General features: G+C 72.2%; 17 protein-coding genes. 7 read left to right on the forward strand and 10 right to left on the reverse strand.

Translation table 11 applies throughout. The features are described 5' to 3' along the window. The first annotated feature begins 8 nt into the window (after window positions 1-8). Genes tal through pgl form a run of 4 tightly spaced genes read left to right on the forward strand, consistent with a single transcriptional unit; the run spans window position 9 to window position 4,540 of the window. Window positions 9-1,127 (forward strand): transaldolase, encoded by a 1,119-nt coding sequence (gene tal / locus B446_RS10005; protein WP_020939308.1) that lies wholly within the window; start codon window positions 9-11, stop codon window positions 1,125-1,127. A 1-nt stretch (window position 1,128) separates the two neighbouring features. After that, window positions 1,129-2,667 (forward strand): glucose-6-phosphate dehydrogenase, encoded by a 1,539-nt coding sequence (gene zwf, locus B446_RS10010; protein ID WP_020939309.1) that lies wholly within the window; start codon window positions 1,129-1,131, stop codon window positions 2,665-2,667. Then, window positions 2,664-3,761: a glucose-6-phosphate dehydrogenase assembly protein OpcA gene (opcA, locus tag B446_RS10015; RefSeq protein ID WP_020939310.1), complete on the forward strand. Its 1,098-nt coding sequence runs from the start codon at window positions 2,664-2,666 to the stop codon at window positions 3,759-3,761. Before zwf ends, opcA begins: the two co-directional genes overlap by 4 nt. Beyond that, window positions 3,758-4,540, forward strand: a complete 783-nt coding sequence (gene pgl / locus B446_RS10020; protein WP_020939311.1) for a 6-phosphogluconolactonase — start codon at window positions 3,758-3,760, stop codon at window positions 4,538-4,540. The genes opcA and pgl overlap by 4 nt, the downstream gene beginning before the upstream one ends. Before the next feature lie 165 nt (window positions 4,541-4,705). On the opposite strand, the gene B446_RS10025 is transcribed toward pgl, so the two are convergent. The 5 genes from B446_RS10025 to B446_RS10045 all read right to left on the reverse strand — a co-directional run bounded on the left by B446_RS10025 (window position 4,706) and on the right by B446_RS10045 (window position 11,331). Then, a complete protein-coding gene (locus B446_RS10025; RefSeq protein ID WP_020939312.1) occupies window positions 4,706-5,545 on the reverse strand; it encodes a carbohydrate ABC transporter permease in 840 nt (279 codons plus the stop codon). After that, complete coding sequence (locus B446_RS10030; protein ID WP_020939313.1) at window positions 5,542-6,903, reverse strand: ABC transporter permease subunit; 1,362 nt, start codon at window positions 6,901-6,903, stop codon at window positions 5,542-5,544. Before B446_RS10030 ends, B446_RS10025 begins: the two co-directional genes overlap by 4 nt. Window positions 6,904-6,909: 6 nt before the next feature. Further along, window positions 6,910-8,238 (reverse strand): ABC transporter substrate-binding protein, encoded by a 1,329-nt coding sequence (locus B446_RS10035; protein WP_020939314.1) that lies wholly within the window; start codon window positions 8,236-8,238, stop codon window positions 6,910-6,912. 52 nt (window positions 8,239-8,290) lie between these two features. Then, the gene (locus tag B446_RS10040; RefSeq protein ID WP_020939315.1) at window positions 8,291-9,925 is read right to left on the reverse strand and encodes a glycoside hydrolase family 13 protein; all 1,635 of its coding nucleotides are present in this window, start codon (window positions 9,923-9,925) and stop codon (window positions 8,291-8,293) included. Window positions 9,926-10,059: 134 nt separating this feature from the next. After that, window positions 10,060-11,331 (reverse strand): ABC transporter substrate-binding protein, encoded by a 1,272-nt coding sequence (locus B446_RS10045; protein WP_043475212.1) that lies wholly within the window; start codon window positions 11,329-11,331, stop codon window positions 10,060-10,062. Between the two features lie 128 nt (window positions 11,332-11,459). Between B446_RS10045 and B446_RS10050 the strand changes: the two genes are divergently transcribed. The 3 genes from B446_RS10050 (at window position 11,460) to B446_RS10060 (ending at window position 15,091) form a co-directional block, all read left to right on the forward strand. Then, entirely contained in the window at window positions 11,460-11,975 is a 516-nt protein-coding gene (locus B446_RS10050; RefSeq protein WP_020939317.1) for a PadR family transcriptional regulator, read from the forward strand. A 65-nt stretch (window positions 11,976-12,040) separates the two neighbouring features. Then, window positions 12,041-12,769 (forward strand): ABC transporter ATP-binding protein, encoded by a 729-nt coding sequence (locus tag B446_RS10055; protein WP_043475216.1) that lies wholly within the window; start codon window positions 12,041-12,043, stop codon window positions 12,767-12,769. 39 nt (window positions 12,770-12,808) lie between these two features. Further along, a complete protein-coding gene (locus B446_RS10060) occupies window positions 12,809-15,091 on the forward strand; it encodes an FtsX-like permease family protein (protein ID WP_020939319.1) in 2,283 nt (760 codons plus the stop codon). A gap of 659 nt (window positions 15,092-15,750) precedes the next feature. On the opposite strand, the gene pgi is transcribed toward B446_RS10060, so the two are convergent. From pgi to B446_RS10085, 5 genes are all read right to left on the reverse strand, one after another. Further along, window positions 15,751-17,403 (reverse strand): glucose-6-phosphate isomerase, encoded by a 1,653-nt coding sequence (pgi, locus tag B446_RS10065; RefSeq protein ID WP_020939320.1) that lies wholly within the window; start codon window positions 17,401-17,403, stop codon window positions 15,751-15,753. A gap of 484 nt (window positions 17,404-17,887) precedes the next feature. Then, complete coding sequence (locus B446_RS10070; RefSeq protein WP_003957010.1) at window positions 17,888-18,223, reverse strand: RNA polymerase-binding protein RbpA; 336 nt, start codon at window positions 18,221-18,223, stop codon at window positions 17,888-17,890. Window positions 18,224-18,433: 210 nt separating this feature from the next. Further along, on the reverse strand, window positions 18,434-18,670 hold the full coding sequence (secG, locus tag B446_RS10075; RefSeq protein WP_020939321.1) for a preprotein translocase subunit SecG: 237 nt from the start codon (window positions 18,668-18,670) through the stop codon (window positions 18,434-18,436). A gap of 108 nt (window positions 18,671-18,778) precedes the next feature. Next, window positions 18,779-19,555 (reverse strand): triose-phosphate isomerase, encoded by a 777-nt coding sequence (gene tpiA, locus B446_RS10080; protein ID WP_020939322.1) that lies wholly within the window; start codon window positions 19,553-19,555, stop codon window positions 18,779-18,781. A gap of 5 nt (window positions 19,556-19,560) precedes the next feature. After that, window positions 19,561-20,772: a phosphoglycerate kinase gene (locus tag B446_RS10085; RefSeq protein ID WP_020939323.1), complete on the reverse strand. Its 1,212-nt coding sequence runs from the start codon at window positions 20,770-20,772 to the stop codon at window positions 19,561-19,563. Window positions 20,773-20,856: the final 84 nt, after the last annotated feature.

Below are 20,856 nucleotides of genomic sequence, written 5' to 3' on the forward strand. Positions count from 1 at the left end.
GTAATTCCATGACAGACGCACTCAAGCGCCTCTCCGAGGAAGGCGTCGCGATCTGGCTGGACGACCTGTCGCGCAAGCGGATCACGTCCGGCAACCTCGCGGAACTGATCGACCAGCAGCACGTCGTGGGCGTCACCACCAACCCGACGATCTTCCAGAAGGCGATCTCGCAGGGCGACGGTTACGACCAGCAGCTCTCCGACCTCGCCGCGCGCAAGGTCACCGTCGAAGAGGCCATCCGCATGATCACGACGGCGGACGTCCGCGACGCCGCCGACATCCTGCGCCCGGTCTTCGACGCCACGGACGGCCAGGACGGCCGGGTCTCCATCGAGGTCGACCCGCGCCTCGCGCACAACGAGAAGCCGACCGTGGCCGAGGCCCGGCAGCTGGCCTGGCTCGTCGACCGCCCGAACACCCTGATCAAGATCCCGGCCACGATGGCGGGCATCCCCGCGATCGGCTCGGTCATCGGTCTCGGCATCAGCGTCAACGTCACCCTGATCTTCTCCCTGGAGCGGTACCGCGCCGTCATGGACGCCTACCTCTCCGGCCTGGAGAAGGCCAAGGAGCGCGGCCTGGACCTGTCGAAGATCCACTCCGTGGCGTCCTTCTTCGTGTCCCGCGTGGACACCGAGATCGACAAGCGGCTGGACGGGATCGGCACCGAGGAGGCCAAGGCGCTGCGCGGCAAGGCCGCCCTCGCCAACGCCCGTCTGGCGTACCAGGCGTACGAGGAGGTCTTCTCCTCCGACCGCTGGAACGCGCTGGAGAAGGCGGGCGCGAACAAGCAGCGTCCGCTGTGGGCGTCGACCGGTGTGAAGGACCCGGCGTACCCGGACACCCTCTACGTCACCGAGCTGGTCGCGCCGAACACGGTCAACACCATGCCGGAGGCCACGCTGGAGGCCACCGAGGACCACGGCGAGATCACCGGCAACACGATCGCCGGTACGTACGAGCAGGCCCGCGCCGACCTCGACGCGCTGGAGAAGCTCGGGATCTCGTACGACGACGTGGTCCGGGTGCTGGAGGAGGAGGGCGTCGAGAAGTTCGAGGCCTCCTGGAACGACCTGCTCAAGTCCACCCAGGCGGAGCTCGAGCGCCTCGCCCCCTCGGAGGGCTGACTTGTCACCCGTTTCCGGTTCCGGAGCGAACCCGCTTCGTGACCCGGCCGACCGACGGCTCCCGCGTATCGCGGGGCCGTCGGGTCTGGTCATCTTCGGTGTCACGGGCGACCTGTCCCGCAAGAAGCTGATGCCCGCGGTGTACGACCTCGCCAACCGGGGTCTGCTGCCGCCGGGCTTCTCGCTGGTGGGCTTCGCCCGCCGCGACTGGGAGCACGAGGACTTCGCGGAGGTCGTCCACGACGCGGTCAAGGAGCACTCGCGCACCCCGTTCCGTGAGGAGGTCTGGCAGCAGCTCATCCAGGGGATGCGCTTCGTCCAGGGCACCTTCGACGACGACGAGGCGTTCGAGCGGCTGCGGGCCACCATCGAGGAGCTGGACAAGGCGCAGGGCACGGGGGGCAACTTCGCCTTCTACCTGTCGGTGCCGCCGCGCTCCTTCCCGGTGGTCATCCAGCAGCTCAAGAAGCACGGCCTCGCCGACCAGACCGAGGGGTCCTGGCGGCGGGCGGTCATCGAGAAGCCGTTCGGGCACGACCTGGCGTCGGCCGAGCAGCTGAACAAGGTCGTGCACGAGGTGTTCGAGCCGGACCAGGTGTTCCGGATCGACCACTACCTCGGCAAGGAGACCGTCCAGAACATCCTGGCGCTGCGCTTCGCCAACACCATGTTCGAGCCGATCTGGAACCGGTCCTTCGTGGACCACGTGCAGATCACCATGGCCGAGGACATCGGCATCGGCGGCCGCGCGGGCTACTACGACGGCATCGGCGCCGCCCGTGACGTCATCCAGAACCACCTGCTCCAGCTGCTCGCGCTGACCGCGATGGAGGAGCCGGCCTCCTTCGGCGCGGACGCGCTGGCGGCCGAGAAGACCAAGGTGCTCGGTGCCGTACGGCTGCCCAGGGACCTGGGCCGCTCCACGGTGCGCGGGCAGTACGCGGCCGGCTGGCAGGGCGGCGAGAAGGTCATCGGCTACCTCGAAGAGGACGGCATCGACGCCAAGTCGAAGACCGACACCTACGCGGCCGTGAAGCTGGAGATCGACAACCGCCGCTGGGCGGGCGTCCCCTTCTACCTGCGCACCGGCAAGCGCCTTGGCCGCCGGGTCACCGAGATCGCGGTGGTGTTCCAGCGGGCCCCGCACTCCCCCTTCGACCACACGGCGACGGAGGAGCTGGGCTCGAACGCGGTCGTCATCCGCGTCCAGCCCGACGAGGGCATCACGGTCCGCTTCGGCTCCAAGGTGCCGGGCACCTCGATGGAGATCCGGGACGTGTCGATGGACTTCGCCTACGGCGAGTCCTTCACCGAGTCCAGCCCGGAGGCCTACGAGCGGCTGATCCTGGACGTGCTGCTCGGCGACGCCAACCTCTTCCCGCGCACCGAGGAGGTCGAGCTGTCCTGGCAGATCCTCGACCCGATCGAGCGCTACTGGGACAAGCACGGCAAGCCCGCGCAGTACCGGTCGGGCACCTGGGGACCCGTGGAGGCGGACGAGATGCTCGCACGAGACGGACGGAGCTGGCGCCGGCCATGAAGATAGACCTGACCGGCACCACCGCCGGTGCGATCAACAAGGCGCTCGTCCGGGGCCGCCGTGCCATCGGCACCCCCGCCGTCGGCATGGTCCTCACCCTCGTCATCGTCACCGACGAGGAGAACGCCTACGACGCCCTGAAGGCCGCCAACGACGCCTCGCGCGAGCACCCTTCGCGCACGCTGGTGGTCATCAAGCGCGTCTCCCGCTCCCCGCGCGACCGCACGTCCTCGCGGCTGGACGCCGAGGTGCGGGTGGGCGCGGACGCGGGCACCGGCGAGACGGTCGTGCTGCGGCTGTACGGCGAGGTGTCCGACCACGCCGACTCCGTGGTGCTGCCGCTGCTGCTGCCGGACGCCCCGGTGGTCGTGTGGTGGCCGGTGAACGCCCCGCTGGACCCGGCCGAGGACCCGCTGGGCGCGCTGGCCCAGCGCCGGGTCACCGACACCTACACCGCCGAGGAGCCGGTGCGGGAGCTGTCCGCCCGCGCCGGGACCTACAAGCCCGGCGACACCGACCTGTCCTGGACCCGGATCACGCCCTGGCGCTCGATGCTGGCGGCGGCCCTGGACCAGGTGGTCTGCGAGGTGGAGGCCGTCGAGGTGGAGGGCGAGGAGTTCAACCCGAGCTGCGAGCTGCTGGCGATGTGGCTCGCGGACCGGCTGGACGTCCCCGTCCGGCGCTCGCTGTCCTCGGGCCCGGGCCTGACCGCCGTCCGCATGACCACCAGCGGCGGTCCGATCGTCCTGGACCGCGCCGACGGCTCGCTGGCCACCCTGGCCATCGACGGGCAGCCGGCCCGCGCGGTGGCGCTCAAGCGCCGGGACACCGCCGAGCTGATCGCGGAGGAGCTGCGCCGGCTCGACCCGGACGACACCTACGCGTCGGCGCTGCGCTTCGGCGTGGACCGGCTGGCCACCGTCCCGGAGCCCGCGTCCGCCGAGAGGCCGGGCGAGGACGCTTCCGACTCCCCCGAGGGTTCGGTCGACGGGTCCGGCGAGCCGGTCGCGGAGCCGGAGCGGCTGGCGGCCAAGGCGCCGGCCAAGAAGGCGGCCGCCAAGCGGGCCCCGGCGAAGAAGGCGGCGGCGAAGTGAGCACTCCTCAGCTGGTCGTGCACCGCGACAAGGAACTGATGGCCCAGGCCGCCGCGGCCCGCCTGATCACGAAGATCGTGGACGCGCAGGCCTCCCGGGGTCACGCGTCCGTGGTCCTCACCGGCGGCCGCAACGGCAACGGCCTGCTGGCCGCGCTGGCGGCGGCACCGGCCCGGGACGCCATCGACTGGGGCCGCCTGGACCTGTGGTGGGGCGACGAGCGGTTCCTGCCCGAGGGCGACCCGGAGCGCAACGTCACGCAGGCCCGCGAGGCCCTGCTGGACTCCGTACCGCTGGACCCGGAGCGCGTGCACGCCATGCCCGCCTCCGACGGCCCGCACGGCGCGGACGTGGAGGCGGCGGCGGAGGCCTACGCGCAGGAGCTGGCGAAGGCGGCCGGCCCCGAGAACCACGGCGCGGTGCCGTCCTTCGACGTCCTGATGCTGGGCGTCGGCCCGGACACCCATGTGGCCTCCCTGTTCCCGGAGTTGCCCGCGGTACGGGAGACCGAGCGGACGGTGGTGGGCGTCCACGGCGCCCCGAAGCCCCCGCCGACCCGGATCACCCTGACCCTCCCGGCGATCCGCTCGGCCCGCGAGGTCTGGCTGCTCGCGGCCGGCGAGGACAAGGCGGAGGCCGCGGCCATCGCCCTGTCGGGCGCGGGCGAGATCCAGGCCCCGGCGGCCGGGGCGTACGGCCGTTCCCGCACCCTGTGGCTGCTGGACTCGGCGGCGGCCTCGCAGCTGCCGCGGTCGCTGTATCCGCCGGCGTCGCCGTGACCATCTGAAATCTCCGCGGAACGAGGGCGGCAGGGGACGACTCCCCTGCCGCCCTCGTCGTGTGCGCCGACTTCCCGCCGACCGGCCCTCGACCGCCCACATGCGCATACGCCTACAGCGCCAACGCCAGGCGCTGGACGTACGCCTGAGACGGGGGAGGCGGGGTCACTTGACCGATCCCGCCATCACGCCCTGGACGAAGTGCCGCTGGAAGGCGAAGAAGACGACGACCGGGACGATCAGGGAGAGGAAGGCGCCCGGCGCCAGGACGTCGATGTTGCTGCCGAACTGGCGTATCTGGGACTGGAGTTGCACGGTCAGCGGCTGGGCGGAGCTGTCGGCGAAGAGCAGGGCCACCAGCATGTCGTTCCAGACCCACAGGAACTGGAAGATGGCGAGCGAGGCGATCGCCGGGCGTCCGACCGGCAGGACCAGGCGGGTGAAGATGCGCCACTCGGTGCCCCCGTCCATCCGGGCCGCCTCCAGCATCTCCTTCGGCATCTCCGCGAAGTAGTTCCGCAGCAGGAACACCGCGAACGGCAGGCCGTAGGCGACGTGGAAGAGGACCACGCCGGGGATGGTGCCGAACAGGCCGAGCTGCCCGAAGAGTCTGGCCACCGGCAGCAGGCCGATCTGCACCGGCACCACCAGCAGGGCGACGACCAGCAGGAAGACCGGTTCGCGGCCGGGGAAGTCCAGCCAGGCGAAGGCGTATCCGGCGAGTGCCGCGATGACGACGACCAGGGTGGTCGCCGGCACCGAGATCAGCACGGTGTTCCAGAACGCCTGCGTCATGCCGGAGTTCTTCAGCAGCGCCGAGTAGTTGTCGAAGGACAGCTGGCCGGGACTGGCGAGCGCGGTCCACCAGCCGCCCTTGGCGGTGTCACGCGCCGAGCGCAGGGAGGACACGAACAGTCCCGCGAGGGGGGTCAGCCAGACCAGGCCGATCACCACGAGGAACGCCTGGACCAGGCCGTTGCCCAGGCCGCGCCGGATCGCGTTCATCGCTGGCTCCTTCGGAAGCGGCGGACGTTGAAGACCATCGCGGGGACGACCAGGAGCAGCAGCAGGACGCCCAGCGCGCTGCCGAGGCCCTGGTTGTTGCCGCCGCCGAAGGACACGAGCCACATCTGCGTCGCGAGCACCGTGGCGTCCTCCTGCACCGGTCCGGGCGCGATGATGTAGACGAGGTCGAAGACCTTCATCACGTTGATCACGAGGGTCACGAAGACGACCGTGAGCACGGGGGCGAGCAGCGGCACGGTGATGCGGCGGAAGATCTGCCACTCGTTCGCGCCGTCCATCCGGGCGGCCTCCAGCGCGTCGCGCGGGAGGGCGGCGAGGCCCGCGCCGATCAGGACCATCGCGAAGCCGGTCCAAATCCACAGGTACGCCCCGATGATCGCGGGGGTGACGAGCGCCGGGCCGAGCCAGGAGACGCCCTGGTAGGGCGGGGCGAAGTTGGCGGCCGGCAGCCTCACCGTGTACGAGCCGTCGTCGAGCCCGGTGAAGCGGAAGGAGCCGTCGCCGGCGGTCGTGGTGCTCGCGACCGTCCGTCCGTCGCGGGTCGCCTCGACCTGCATGCCGGGCAGCCCGCTCTCCTTCGGGTCGACCCTGCCGGGCCTGCCTCCGCCGCCGGGTGTGAAGTCCAGGTAGACGACGCCGCGCAGCTCGCCGGGGGCGGCCCGGCGGGCGGCCGCGGCGGCCGCGGGCGAGGCGCCCCGGGGCAGGTCCCTGGGCAGCACCCCGACCAGCCCGAGGGCCACCGAGTCACCCGGGGACAGGGCGTTCGCGGTCAGGTACGAGCCGTCCCGCCCCCGGGTGAGGTCCTGTCCGTCGCGCGCCCGTGCCGTGGGGTACGACGAGGTGCCCGCGAAGGCGTCGTGCACCGAGACCACGGCGGCGTTGAGGACGCCCTTGTCGGGGTCCTCGTCGTAGGCGAGACGGAAGATGATGCCGGCGGCGAGGAAGGAGACCGCCATCGGCATGAACAGCAGCAGCTTGAACGCGGTGGCCCAGCGGACCTTCTCCACCAGGACGGCCAGGATCAGGCCGAGGCCGGTCAGCAGGGCCGGGGCGACGACGACCCAGATGGCGGTGTTGCGGATGGCCTTGACGGTCGCCGGGTCGCGGAACATCTCGGTGTAGTTGCCGCCGCCGACGAAGCGGGTGCCGGAGGCGTCGAAGAAGCTGCGTCCGACGGAGAACAGCACCGGGTAGACGACCAGCGCGCCGAGCAGCAGCAGCGCGGGGAAGACGAAGAGCAGGGCGACGATCCGGCCCCGCCGCCGGGTGCGACGCCTGCGGGTCGCACCGGCGGCGGGCGGGCTCGCCTCTTTGCTCACGAGCGTGGTGGCGGTCATCGCGGATCAGTCCTGGTAGGCCTTGGCCGCGGCGGACTCCAGCTTCGCGGCGGTGCCCTTCGGGTCCGACGGGTCGCGCAGGAAGTCCTGGAGCAGCTTCCACTCGCCCGCGCCCTTGGTGCCGCCGAAGGCCGCCGGCGCCTGGTCGGACATGTCGAAGCGGACCGAGTCGCCGGCCCCGACGAGGGACTTGGCGGTGGCGCGGGTGACGTCGTCGCCGTAGGCGGCGAGGTCGAGCTTCCTGTTCGGGGACAGGAAGCCGCCCGCCTTCGCCCAGACGGCCGCCGCCTCGGGGGTCGCCAGGTACTCCAGGAGCTTCATGCCGGCCTTGGCGTTCTTGCCGTCCTTGAGGACGACGGCCGCGTCGCCGCCGCTGACCACCGGGGCCTTGCCGCCGCCGACGGCGGGGAACGGGAAGAAGTCGGCGTCCTTGCCGATGGTCTTCTGGAACTGGTCATGGGCGACACCGGCGACGAAGTCGCCCTCGTAGACCATGCCGGCCTTGGGCTGGGGCCCGAACACCTTCTCCACCGAGCCGGGGAAGTCGGTGTTGAGGGCCTCCTTCTGACCGCCCGCGACCAGCTGCTTGTCCTTGAACAGCTTGCCCAGGGTGGTGAGCGCCTCGACGACGGAGGCGTCGGTCCACTTCAGCTTGTGCGCGGCGAGGGCGTCGTACTTCTCGGGCCCGGCCTGCGAGAGGTAGACGTTCTCGAACCAGTCGGTGAGGGTCCAGCCGTCCTGGCCGGCCACGGAGAAGGCGGCGAGCCCGGAGTCGGAGACGGTGTGGCCGGCCTTCAGCATCTCGTCGTAGGTCTTCGGCGGCTTGACGCCGGCCTGGGCGAGCGCGTCGGGGCTGTACCACACGGTCGACTTGTGGGCCGCCTTGAAGTAGAGGCCGTAGAGGGTGCCGTCGACGCTGCCGTACTTCTTCCAGACGGGGGCGAAGCCCGCGTCCACCGACTTCTGCGCGGTGGCGGACAGCGGCTCCAGCCAGCCCTTCTTGGCGAACTGCTGGAGCACGCCGACCTGGGGGACCATCACCACGTCGGGGGCGTTGCCGCCCTCGATCTTGCTGCCGACGACGGTGGAGACGTTGTCGCCGGTGGACGTGAACTGCGTCTTGGCGCCGGTCTTCGCGCTGAACGCGTCGAGCACCTTCTGGAAGTTCTTCTGCTCGCTGCCGGACCAGACACCGGCCACGGTGACGGTCTGGCCGTCGAGCGCCTTGTCGCCGCCGCCGGCGGAGACCGGGCCGCCGCCGCCGCAGGCGGTGGTGCCGAGGGCCAGGGCGAGGGCGGTGCAGCCGGTGAGCAGCGTGGTGCGTCGTCGCATCATCGTTGATGTCCCTTCAGGGGTGGGGAGCTGACGAGGGTGGAGCGGGGAGGGATCAGAGGGCGGTGCCGTCGCTGATCCACCAGGCGGCCGTCGACCCGGGGAGCACCCCGGGCGGGCAGGGGCCGCTGGACAGCAGGGGTGCGCCGGAGACCGGCGCGGGGGCGGGCGCCGTACCGAAGTTGACGGCGCAGACGAGGTCGTCGCCGCGGGCGAAGGCGAGGACGTCCGGCGGGGAGTCCAGCCAGCGCAGCGTGCCTTCGCCCAACTGCGGCAGTGCCGAGCGCAGTTGGAGGCCGTCGCGGTACAGGTGCCAGAAGGAGCGGGTGTCGGCGAGGGCGCGGTCGGTGGCGTACTCGGCGAAGTAGTCGGGCTGCGGGAGCCAGGGCCGGGCGCTCTCGACACCGGAGGTGAAGCCGAACGGGGACGCCTGCCCGGACCAGGGCAGCGGCACGCGGCAGCCGTCCCGGACCCGGGCGCGGCTCCCGGTGCGGCGGAAGATCGGGTCGGTGAGCACGTCGTCGGGGAGGTCGACGACCTCGGGCAGGCCCAGTTCCTCGCCCTGGTAGATGTACGCGGCGCCGGGCAGCGCGAGCATCAGCAGCGCCGCGGCGCGGGCGCGGGCGGCGCCGAGGCCGCTGCCCTCGGGGGCGGGCTCGCCGTAGCGGGTGACGGTGCGCACCTGGTCGTGGTTGTTGAGGACCCAGGTGACCGTGGAGCCCGTGCCGGCGATGTCCTGCATGGCCTCGGAGACGACCTTGCGGAAGGCGTCGGCCTGCCAGGGGGCGCCGAGCAGGTCGAAGAAGAAGGCCTGGTGGAGTTCGTCGGGGCGGACGTAGCGGGCGTGCTCGCGGGCGGTGGGGACCGAGACCTCCCCCACCAGCAGCCGCTCGCGGCCGTCGCGCGCGGTGTACTCCTCGCACACCGACCGCCAGTGCCGCCACACCTCGTGCACCTCGGGCTGGTTCCAGGCGAGCGGGTTGACCGAGTCGCGGGCGCGGGCGTCGGCCTCCGGGTCGTCCGAGTCGGGCAGGTCCGGGTGCTTGTAGAGGCCGGCGGCGACGTCGATGCGGAAGCCGTCCACCCCGCGGTCCAGCCAGAACCGCAGCACACGGTCGAACTCGGCGGGGATCTCGGGGTTGCGCCAGTTCCAGTCCGGCTGTTCCGGCGTGAACATGTGCAGGTACCACTGGCCGGGCCGGCCGTCCGCCTCCGTGACGCGGGTCCAGGCCGGGCCGCCGAACATGGCGTGCCAGTTGTTGGGCGGCTCGTCGCCGCCGGGGCCGCGGCCGTCGGCGAAGTGGAAGCGGGCCCGGGCCGGGCTGCCGGGTCCGGCGGCCAGGGCCTCGGCGAACCACGGGTGCTCGCTGGAGCAGTGGTTGGGGACGATGTCGAGCAGCACCTTGATCCCGAGCCGGCGGGCGGCGGTCATCAGCAGGTCGAACTCGGCGAGGTCGCCGAAGACCGGGTCGACGCCGCGGTAGTCGGCGACGTCGTAGCCGTGGTCGTGCTGGGGCGAGGGGTAGAAGGGGCTCAGCCAGATCCCGTCGACGCCGAGCTTCTTCAGGTACGGCAGTCCGGTGCGGACCCCGGCCAGATCGCCGATGCCGTCCCCGGTGCTGTCCAGGAAGCTGCGGACATACACCTGGTAGATCACCGCGTCGCGCCACCAGTGGTACTTACTCAACATGTATGCATGTTAGGTAGGCGTGTCGTGAGGGTGTCAATGAAAAGAACAGAGCTACCGAGGAGTTGGGTCGGCAAAACAGGACTTAAAAGGGCATCCTGAAGACAAGCGAGATGTCCGCGTTACCTAACAAGTAACTAGCGGTCGGAGATGGCGGCCAGTTCCCGCGCCAGCCGGCGCACCGCGGCGGCCGGCGTCTCGTGCCCGGTCAGCGCGTCCTGCACGACCGCCTGCACCACGAGGCTCACCTGGTCGTAGCGGGGGCTCTTGGGCCGCGGCTCGGCCGTGCGGACGGCGTCGCGCAGGATCGGCAGATAGGGGAACCGCCGCACGAGCGCGGGGTCGTCGTAGAGCGCGGCGCGTACGGGCGGCAGCGCGCCCCGGGTGAGCACCTGGCGCTGGACCGGCTCGCTGGTGAGGTAGGCGATCAGCCGGGCGGCCGAGTCGGGGTGCCGCGCATGCGTGTTGACGGCCAGGTTGGAGCCGCCCAGGACGCTCTTGCCCGGACCGTGCGGTCCCGGCAGCCGTACGGCGCCGATCTTCCCGGCCACCTTGGAGCCGGGGGCCGAGGCCACGGCGTAGGCGTAGGGCCAGTTCCGCAGGAAGAGCAGCCGGCCGTCCTGGAACGCCTCCTTGGACTCCTCCTCCTTGTACGTCAGCGCCGCCTTCGGGATCCAGCCCTCGCGCACACCGCGGGCGAGGAAGCCGATGCCCTCGCGGGCCGCGTCGGAGTCGACGGTGACCCGGGTGCCCTCGTCGCCGAGGATCGTGCCGCCCGCCGAGTACACGGCCTCGGCCGCGTTGACGGTCAGGCCCTCGTAGGGCAGGAACTGGCCCGCGTAACCGCCCAGACCGTACTTGGGCGCGACGGTCTTCGCGTCATGCTCCAGCTCGGCCCAGGTGCGCGGCGGCGGCAGGCCCTCCTTGGCCAGCACGTCCCTGCGGTACAGCAGCAGCCCCGCGTTGGTGACGTACGGCACGGCGTACAGCCGGCCGTCGTACGTGGCCGTGTCCACCACCGGCCGCAGGAAGCTGCGCAGCGGGAAGCGGTCCGGGGGCAGCGGGCGGATCCAGCCGGCCGCCGCGAACTCCGAGGTCCAGTTGACGTCGATGTTGAGGACGTCGAACCGCCCCCGGTCGCCGCCGCGCAGGTCGGTGGTCATCTGCGCGTGGGTCTCGTCGGCGGAGTCGGGCAGCTCGACGAGGGTGACCTTCTCGGCGGGGTGCGTGCGGTTCCAGCCCCGCAGCAGCGGGTCGAGGTAGTCGGTGAGGTCACCGGCGGTCGCGAGGGTGAGCGGCCCGCGGCCGCCGTCGGCCGCCTCGCCGCTCCGGGTGCCGGAGGCGACGTAGCCACTGAGGACCACGGCCAGAACGAGGAGCCCCCTACCGGCGGCGCGCATCCACCGCATAGGTTCCTCCCAGAACACGTACACCGGCCCCGGGCACCCGCGCCCGCGGTCAGAGGCCATGTATACCTGTTAGGTATGGGCGATACTAGGGCCTGGAGCACATTGCCGTAGACAGGAGGACAGCACGAGTGCGCCTGCCCCTCCTGGCACTGCTCGCGCGCGGCCCGGCCCACGGTTACGAGCTGAAGCACGACCTTGAGCAACTGCTGGGCTCCGCGTACCCTCAGCCCAACGTCGGCCAGATCTACGTCACCCTCGGCCGCCTCGAGAAGTCGGGACTGATCGAGGGCGAGGACGTCGAGCAGTCCAGCCGGCCCAACAAGAAGGTCTACCACCTCACCGACGCCGGGCGGGAAGCGCTGCACGCCTGGTTCGAGGAGACCGAGGACGAACCGCGGGTCCGGGACGAGTTCTTCATGAAGCTCGCGCTCGCCCCGCAGACCGGTCTCGCCGACCAGATCGCCCTCATCAACCGCCAGCGGCGCCAGTACCTCAACACCATGCGCGATCTGTCGAAGCTGGCCGCCGCCGAGAACCGGGACAACCGAATCGCCCATCTGCTGATCGAGGGCGCGATGCTGCACCTGCAGGCCGACCTGGACTGGCTGGAACGGTGCCAGGAAGAACTGGAGGACCTGGAGTGAGGGACGGCCGGTCCTCAGGACCCAAGGCGCATGACCGCCGGTCTGCCACGCCCGGCCCGGCCGCCGTGCTGCGGGCCGAGGGCCTGGTCAAGACCCACCACGGCGAGGGCGCGCCCGCGCACGCCGTGCGCGGGGTCGACCTGAGCGTGGCGCGCGGCGAGTTCGTGGCGGTCACCGGACCGTCGGGAGCCGGCAAGTCCACGCTGCTGCACCTGCTCGGCGGCCTGCAGCGGCCCGACCGGGGCAGCATCTGGCTCGACGGCCGCTGCACGGACACCTTCGGCGAGGCCCGCTGGGCGCTGGAGCGCCGCAAGGCCATCGGGATCGTCTTCCAGTTCTTCAACCTGGTGTCGAACCTGTCGGTCGCCGACAACGTCGAGCTGCCCGCGCTGCTCGCGGGCGTGCCGCCGAAGAAGGCGCGCGGCGAGCGCGAGGAACTGCTCGCCGAACTGGGCCTGGAGGGCAAGGAGCGCAGCATGCCGGGCGAGCTGTCCGGCGGCGAGCAGCAGCGGGTCGCGCTGGCCCGCGCCCTGGTCAACCACCCGCCGCTGCTGCTGGCCGACGAGCCCGCCGGCAGCCTGGACAGCAAGGGCACCCGCGAGGTGATGCGGCTGCTGTCCCGCTTCCACGGGCGGGGCCAGACCATCGTGCTGGTCACCCACGACGCCCGGCTGGCCAGCGCGGCCGACCGCGTCATCAGCTTCTTCGACGGCCGCATAGCCGACGACGCCACGCTGGACGGCACCCCGTCCCGCCGCGGCGGCGCCTCCGGCGTGCTGGAGCTGAGGGACTGATCCGGGTGCACGACCGTTCGACGACCGGGGGCTGAGGCCGTGCGCGCCACCCTCCGCTGGGCCCACTCCGATCTGCGCACGCACCGCGGCGAGGCGCTGTTCATCACGCTCGCCACGGCCGGCATCGTCGCCTCGCTGCTGCTGGCGGCCGCGCTGTTCGGCTACGCCACCAACCCCTGGCAGCGGACCTTCACCGAGGCGCACGGGGCGCACGTGTGGATCCACACCGCCGCCTCCACCGACGTCCGCGAGCTCGCCCGGCTGGACGGCGTCGAGTCCGTCGCCGGCCCCTACCGGACGGAGTCCACCACCGTCGCCGCTCGCGGCACCCGGGCCGCCGTCGAGCTGCGCGGCACCCCGGACCTGCCGACCGTCGGCCGGCCGCTCGTCACCGTCGGCCACTGGCTGGACCCGGCCGAGCCGGACGGCGTGGTCCTGGAGAGCCGCCTGGCCCGGGCCCTGCTCGCCGAGCCCGGCGACACCCTCACCCTGCCCGGCAGCGCACGCACCCTGACCGTGGAGGGCATCGCCGACAGCGCCGAGCCCGGCTACAGCCCGGGAGCCCAGCCGGGCCTGGTCTGGGCGCTGCCCCCCGCCGTGCGCGCCGACGCCGGCCGGGTGACCGGGCTGCGCCTGAAGGACCCGGGCGACACCGACTACGCGGTGCAGCGCGCCGTCACGGTGCTCGGCGCGGGCACCGTCGGCGAGGTCTCCACCTGGCAACAGGAGCGGGCCGCGGCCCAGGGCGAGAACCGGCTCCTCGGACAGGTGCTCGGCCTGTTCGGGCTCGGCGCCCTGGCCGCCGCCGGCTTCGCCGTGCACGGGGCGATCGGCACCCGCATCCGCGGCCACCTGCGGGACATCTCGGTGCTCAAGGCGATCGGCTTCACGCCCGGCCAGGTGGTGCGGATCTTCCTGCTCCAGCACCTGGCGTTCGCGGCGCTCGGCGCGGTGGCCGCGGCCGCGCTCACCGAGGGCCTGGGCAACCGGGTCCCGGGGCGGCTCGGCGACGCGGTGGGGGTGTGGCAGGGGCTGCCCGGGCACACCGTGACCCTGTCCGCCGTGCCGGTCGGCGCGGTGCTGTTCATCGGCGTGACCACGGGGCTCGCCGCCTGGCGGGCGGGCCGGGTGCCGCCGGTGCCGGTGCCCCGCCCGGCGGCCCCGGCGGGCGGCCGGCTCACCGCCGTCGCCCGCAGCGCGCTGGGCCTGCGGCTGCCGGCCGCGCTCGTGCTCGGCTGCCACAAGGCGTTCGCCGGGCGCGGCCGCTCACTGGCCGGCGTGGCCCGCCTGACGCTGCCACTGCTGCTCATGGTGGTGGCCATGAGCGCGTGGACCACCCTGGACCGGTTCCACAGCAGTCCCGGGCGCGTGGGCCTGCCGGCGGCGCTCTCGGTCCGCTCGGACGGCGACCTGGGCGACGCCGGTGTCCGGGCCCTGCTGGCGGCGGACCCCGGGGTCGGCGCCGCCTACCCGGGCGTCGAGCTGGCCGCGCTGCTCCCCGGACAGACCGGGACGGTCGCCCTGCGCGGCCTCGGCACCCGGGCCCACCCCTACCCGTACACCCTCGCCGAGGGCCGGGCCGCCCGCGGTCCCGACGAGGCGGTGGCCGGCCAGGGCATGCTCGACCTGGTGCACGCGCGGGTCGGGGACTGGGTGCGGATCACGGTGGGAGAGCGGCCGCAGATCCTGCACATCGTGGGCCGCAGCATCGAGCCGCAGAACGCCGGGCGGGTCGTGACGACCTCCCTGGACACCCTGCGGGAGAACGACGCGCACCTGTCCCCCGCCTTCTACCAGCTCCGCCTGCGCCCCGGCGCCGACCCGCGGCGGGTGGCCTCCGCCCTGACCCGGGCCGGCCACGGGCACCTGGACGTGCACCCGGTCACGAACCCGGCCGACGGGCTCTCGCCGCTGCGCGGGGTGGTGACCGCGCTGATCGCCGTGCTCGCCCTCATCGGGCTCGTCGAGCTGCTCACCGCGATCGGCGGCACCGTACGGGAGAGCGAACGGGACGTGCTGGCGCTGCGGGCGATCGGCATGTCACCGCGGCAGATCACCGCGATCACCGTCACCGCGACGACCTGCACGGCGCTCGCGGCCGCCGTCGCCGCCACGGTGCTGGGCCTGCCGCTGGCCCACCGGCTGATCGACGCGCAGGGCGGTTCGAGCGGCATCGGCGCCGGCATCGCCCAGTCCCCCTCCCCCGCCCTGCTCCTGCTGCTGGGCACGGGCGCCGTCCTCGGCGCGGCGGCCCTCTCCGCCCTCCCCGCGTCCCGCGCGGCCCGCCGCCGCCTGGCGGACACGCTGAGCGCGGTGTCGTGAGCGGGCGGGCGTCGTGAGCGGGCGCGGCTGGACGGCGTTGAAGAAGCCGGGGCTGGTCTGCACCGGTTAGGTGCCGCCCGCCGAGGTGAGCTGGGGCCTCCTCTGCCCGGTCGGCTGCTGCCCCGCCCCCGGCCGCGGGCGCCGACAGCCCCTACGCGTGAGGAGCCCCGCCCGCCACCGTCAGGTCGCCTCCGGGGCGCCGCTCTTCGGGCCGTCCACCGGGGTGTCGTGAGCGGGCGCGGTGCCGCGAGCAGGCGCGGTGCCGCGCGCGGCGGCGCGGAGCTGGGGTGCGCGCCGGGGGCCGTGCAGAGGCGGGGTACGCGCAGCGGGGGGCGGTGGCCAGGCGGGGTGCGCCGCACGGGTGTGGCGGCCGGGTCGAGGGCCGAGTCGGCCGGTGTGTCAAAGGCCGGCCCGAGGCGGCTCCTCCGGGCTTTCGCGGGCCGGTGCGGTCGTACCGGTGACCGCGGGGCGAGGGCCGGCCGGAAGCCGGGGCGGCGCAGGCGCGGTGTCCCGACGGTCCGCGGGCACGCCGAGCGCTTGTCCTGACGCGGGCGCGGCGCCCGCGAGGCGGCGCCGGGCCGGCGGGAGACGGACGGCCGAGCGGGCCGGGACCGGTGCGGCCCCGCCCGGTCGGGGGCCGGGCCGCACCGGGAGCCGGGTCAGGCCCGGCCGCGCAGCTCGCGGTACTTGGCGACCAGGGCCTGCGTGGAGGTGTCCAGGCCGGGGACCTCCTTGCCCTCGGTCAGGGCGGGTTCGACGCGCTTGGCGAGGACCTTGCCGAGCTCCACGCCCCACTGGTCGAAGGAGTCGATGTTCCAGACGGCACCCTGCACCAACACCTTGTGCTCGTAGAGGGCGACCAGCTGGCCGAGGACGGACGGGGTCAGTTCGCGGGCGAGGATCGTCGTCGTCGGCCGGTCGCCCGGGAACGTCTTGTGCGGGACCAGTTCCTCCGGCACGCCCTCCGCGCGGACCTCCTCGGCCGTCTTGCCGAAGGCGAGGGCCTGCGTCTGGGCGAAGAAGTTCGCCATCAACAGGTCGTGCTGGGCCTTGAGTTCACCGCTCAGCTCGGCGACCGGCTCGGCGAAGCCGATGAAGTCCGCCGGGATCAGCTTCGTGCCCTGGTGGATGAGCTGGTAGTAGGCGTGCTGCCCGTTGGTGCCGGGCGTGCCCCAGACCACCGGCCCGGTCTGCCACTCCACCCGCTTGCCGTCCCGCGCCACGTACTTGCCGTTGGACTCCATGTCCAATTGCTGCAGGTACGCCGTGAACTTGGACAGGTAGTGCGAGTACGGCAGCACCGCGTGCGACTGGGCGTCGTGGAAGTTGTCGTACCAGATACCCAACAGCCCGAGCAGCAGCGGGGCGTTGGCCTCGGCGGGCGCGGTGCGGAAGTGGTCGTCGACCAGGCGGAAGCCGTCCAGCATCTCGCGGAAGCGGTCCGGGCCGATCGCGATCATCAGGGACAGACCGATCGCGGAGTCGTACGAGTAGCGGCCGCCGACCCAGTCCCAGAACTCGAACATGTTGGCCGTGTCGATGCCGAAGTCCGACACCTTCTCCGCGTTCGTGGACAGCGCCACGAAGTGCTTGGCCACGGCCGCTTCGTCGCCGAGCGCGTCCACCAGCCAGGAGCGGGCGGAGGTCGCGTTGGTGATCGTCTCGATGGTGGTGAACGTCTTGGACGCGACGATGAACAGCGTCTCGGCCGGGTCCAGGTCGCGGGTGGCCTCGTGCAGGTCGGCGCCGTCCACGTTGGAGACGAAACGGACGGTCAGGTCGCGGTCGGTGAAGCTGCGCAGCACCTCGTAGGCCATCGCCGGGCCGAGGTCGGAGCCGCCGATGCCGATGTTGACGACGTTCCTGATGCGCCTGCCGGTGTGGCCGGTCCACTCGCCGGAGCGCACCCGCTCGGCGAAGCCGGCCATCTTGTCCAGCACGGCGTGCACGGCCGGTACGACGTTCTCGCCGTCGACCTCGACCACCGCGCCGGGCGCGGCCCGCAGCGCGGTGTGCAGCACCGCCCGGTTCTCGGTGACGTTGATCTTCTCACCGCGGAACATGGCGTCCCGCAGACCGAAGACGTCCGTCGCGGCGGCAAGCTCGCGCAGCAGCCGCAGCGTCTCGTCGGTGACGAGGTGCTTGGAGTAGTCGATGTGCAGGTCACCGACCTGCAGGGTGTACCCGCTGCCGCGCCCCGGCTCGGCGGCGAACAGGTCCCGCAGCCCGGTCCCGGCCAGTTCCTCGCGGTGCTTCTCGAGAGCGGTCCACTCGGGCGTCTGGTTGAGCCTGGTACGGCCGTCTGCGTTCATATCCGACTTCAGCCTTCTTTCCTGCGCCTGTCCTGCTGTGTCCCGTGCCCCACTGCCGGTCCCAACCTAGTTGATCAGGGCCGGTGACGAGCGGTGGTGACGCCGTCGGTGCGGGCGACAAGAGGTACGTCCGGCTGACGCGCCGGTGTCAGCACGGTGCGGAACGGGCGGGCGCCCGGGGACGCGGCTCGCCCGGCCGGCCCGGGGCGCGAGCCGAAGAGTCGCACGGGGTCGCCGGGCAGAAGCGGGGCGCAGGCCGCGGAGGGCGCCGGGCAGGCCGGGTGCAGGCCGAGGGGCGTGCCGCCCGGCGGAGACGCGGGCCGTCGAACGGCGCAGGATCAGGACGGCGGGCAGCCCGGGGCGGGCATGCGGGCACGCCGGCAGCACGAAGCGTGCCAGGGCCACGCCCCGCCGCCGGCGTCGGCCGGGGCTGCGTGCGGGACGGCGGCGGCCGGGCACCCGAGGGCACCCGGCCGGTGAAGTCCTAGATCTCGCCGCGCAGTTTGGCGAGTGCCTCGGCGAGGATCGCCTCGCCGTCCGCGTCGCTGCGCCGCTCCCGTACGTACGCGAGGTGCGTCTTGTACGGCTCGGTGCGCGGCGGGTCCGGCGGGTTGTCCCGGTCCTGGCCGGCCGGGAAGCCGCAGCGCGGGCAGTCCCAGGTGTCGGGGACCTGCGCGTCGCTGGCGAAGCTCGGCTGCGTCTCGTGCCCGTTGGAGCACCAGAAGGAGATGCGCAGACGCGGCGCGGACTCGCCACGCTCGGCCTCGCCCATCGGCCCCGCTCCGACCCGGCTTCCCCGGATCGCGTTGCCACTTGCCACGGTCGTAACTCCCTGCGTGATGGTGCCGCGAAGCGAGTCGGCGTTCCGCTTCGCCGCGAGCGCCTCAGTCTACGTAAGGCCCAACGCGCGTCCAGTGTGCGGAGTTACAGCCCCCGCACCTAGACGCAAGCCCCATGATAGGCCGCGCCCTGGGGCGCGTACCGGACATGGGGCCTTACGTACGGATCGAGCGTGTGCGCGACGTGTCGGTCAGCTGTTCGTCTTCATGAGGATGCCGAGGACGACGATGCACGCGAACCACAGCAGACCGATGACGATGGTGATGCGGTCGAGGTTGCGCTCGGCGACCGAGGAACCGCCGACGGAGGACTGCATACCGCCACCGAACATGTCGGACAGGCCGCCGCCCTTCCCCTTGTGCATCAGCACCAGCAGCATCAGCAGCAGGCTGAAGACGATCAGGGCGATCGAGAACCCCAAAACCACGGCTGGACCAACTTCCTCGGATTCGGATGGACTGCGGGGGCACAGCACCATGGCTGTGCCCCCGCAAGAGTACGACGTATCGTCGCTACCGCCTACTCACGGACCTGATCACTGGTCGCGGAAGCGCACGATCTTGACGAACTCGTCGGCGTCCAGCGAGGCACCGCCGACCAGGGCGCCGTCGATGTCGGCCTTGGCCATGATCTCGGCGACGTTGCCGGCCTTCACGGAGCCGCCGTACTGGATGCGGACCTTGTCGGCCACGTCCTGGGAGTACAGCTCGGCGAGCTTGCCGCGGATGGCCGCGCAGACCTCCTGGGCGTCGTCGGCGCCGCAGACCTTGCCGGTGCCGATGGCCCAGACGGGCTCGTAGGCGATCACGACGGTCTCGGCCTGCTCGGCCGGGAGGTCCTTCAGACCGCCCTCGACCTGGGCGAGGGTGTGGGAGACGTGGTTGCCCGCCTCGCGGACGTCCAGCTCCTCGCCGACGCACAGGATCGGGGTCAGACCGTGCTTGTAGGCGGCCTTGACCTTGGCGTTCACGATCTCGTCGGTCTCGTGGTGGTACTGGCGGCGCTCGGAGTGGCCGATGGCCACGTACGTGCACTTGAGCTTGGCCAGCATCGGACCGGAGATCTCACCGGTGTAGGCGCCGGAGTCGTGCGCCGAGATGTCCTGGGCACCGTACTTGATCTTGAGCTTGTCGCCGTCGACCAGGGTCTGCACGGAGCGCAGGTCGGTGAAGGGCGGCAGGACGGCGACCTCGACGGCCTCGTAGTCCTTGTCGGCCAGGGCGAAGGCGAGCTTCTGGACGTGCGCGATGGCCTCGAGGTGGTTGAGGTTCATCTTCCAGTTGCCCGCCATCAGCGGCGTGCGCGTGCTCATCGAGGTCAGTCCTCCAGTGCGGCGAGGCCGGGGAGCGTCTTGCCCTCGAGGTATTCGAGGGAGGCGCCGCCACCGGTCGAGATGTGGCCGAATGCCTTCTCGTCGAAGCCGAGCGTACGCACGGCCGCGGCGGAGTCACCACCGCCGACGACGCTGAAGCCGTTCGAGTCGACAAGGGCCTGGGCGACCGCCTTGGTGCCCTCGGCGTAGTCGGGGTGCTCGAAGACGCCCATGGGACCGTTCCAGAAGACGGTCTCGGCGTCGGCGAGCTTCGAGGCGTAGAGCTCCCGGGTCCTGGGGCCGATGTCCAGGCCCTCCTGGTCGGCGGGGATCTTGTCCGCGTCGACCACGGTGTTCTCGGTCGGCGCCTTGGTCTTCAGGTCCGGGAACTCCCGGGAGACCACGACGTCGACGGGGAGCAGCAGCTCCACGCCCTGCTTCTCGGCGCGCTCCAGGTACTCGGTGACGGCCGGGACCTGGTCCTCCTGGAGCAGGGAGATGCCGACCTCGTAACCCTTGGCCTTGAGGAAGGTGTAGGCCATGCCGCCGCCGATGAGCAGCCGGTCGGCCTTGCCGAGGAGCTGGTCGATGACGGCGAGCTTGTCGGAGACCTTGGCGCCGCCGAGCGCGACGACGTAGGGGCGCTTGACGTCGTCGGTGAGCTTCTTCAGGACGCCGACCTCGGTGGCGATCAGGTAGCCGGCGTAGTGCGGCAGCCGGGCCGGAAGGTCGTAGACGGAAGCGTGCTTGCGGTGCACCGCGCCGAAGCCGTCCCCGACGTACACGTCGGCGAGGGCGGCCAGCCGGTCGGCGAACTCGCCGCGCTCGGTGTCGTCCTTGGCGGTCTCGCCGGCGTTGAAGCGCAGGTTCTCGATGACCGCGACCTGGCCGGGCTGGAGGCCGTTGACGGCGTCGTGGGCGGCGGGGCCGACGGTGTCCTGGGCGAACGCGACCGGCGCGCCGAGGAGTTCGCCGAGCCGCTCGGCGGCGGGCAGCAGCGAGAAGGCGGGGTCCGGGGCGCCCTTGGGGCGGCCCAGGTGGGAGGCGACGACCACCTTGGCGCCGGCCTCGGCGAGCGCCTTGACCGTGGGCAGGACGGCGCGGATGCGGCCGTCGTCCGTGATGACGCCGTCGGCGAGCGGCACGTTGAGGTCGGCACGGACGAAGACCCGCTTGCCGTCCACGCCCGCGGAGAGAAGTTCGTCGATGGTCTTCATGAGAGTGGGCTCCTGAGGAGGGCTCTTGTTCCTACGAGGCTCGATCTTCGCAGGTCGGCCGGGGCCGCCTGCACGCACGTCAGG

It is taken from the genome of Streptomyces collinus Tu 365 (genome assembly GCF_000444875.1).
In the GTDB taxonomy this organism is placed as follows: Bacteria; Actinomycetota; Actinomycetes; order Streptomycetales; family Streptomycetaceae; genus Streptomyces; species Streptomyces collinus_A.

Bases quoted from the DNA above. Each gene is read 5' to 3' on its own strand.
- tal (WP_020939308.1), top strand. From the start codon at position 9: ATGACAGACGCACTCAAGCGCCTCTCCGAGGAAGGCGTCGCGATCTGG.
- opcA (WP_020939310.1), top strand. From the start codon at position 2,664: ATGAAGATAGACCTGACCGGCACCACCGCCGGTGCGATCAACAAGGCG.
- B446_RS10025 (WP_020939312.1), bottom strand. From the start codon at position 5,545: ATGAACGCGATCCGGCGCGGCCTGGGCAACGGCCTGGTCCAGGCGTTC.
- B446_RS10030 (WP_020939313.1), bottom strand. From the start codon at position 6,903: ATGACCGCCACCACGCTCGTGAGCAAAGAGGCGAGCCCGCCCGCCGCC.
- B446_RS10035 (WP_020939314.1), bottom strand. From the start codon at position 8,238: ATGATGCGACGACGCACCACGCTGCTCACCGGCTGCACCGCCCTCGCC.
- B446_RS10040 (WP_020939315.1), bottom strand. From the start codon at position 9,925: ATGTTGAGTAAGTACCACTGGTGGCGCGACGCGGTGATCTACCAGGTG.
- B446_RS10045 (WP_043475212.1), bottom strand. From the start codon at position 11,331: ATGCGGTGGATGCGCGCCGCCGGTAGGGGGCTCCTCGTTCTGGCCGTG.
- pgi (WP_020939320.1), bottom strand. From the start codon at position 17,403: ATGAACGCAGACGGCCGTACCAGGCTCAACCAGACGCCCGAGTGGACC.
- tpiA (WP_020939322.1), bottom strand. From the start codon at position 19,555: ATGAGCACGCGCACGCCGCTGATGGCGGGCAACTGGAAGATGAACCTC.
- B446_RS10085 (WP_020939323.1), bottom strand. From the start codon at position 20,772: ATGAAGACCATCGACGAACTTCTCTCCGCGGGCGTGGACGGCAAGCGG.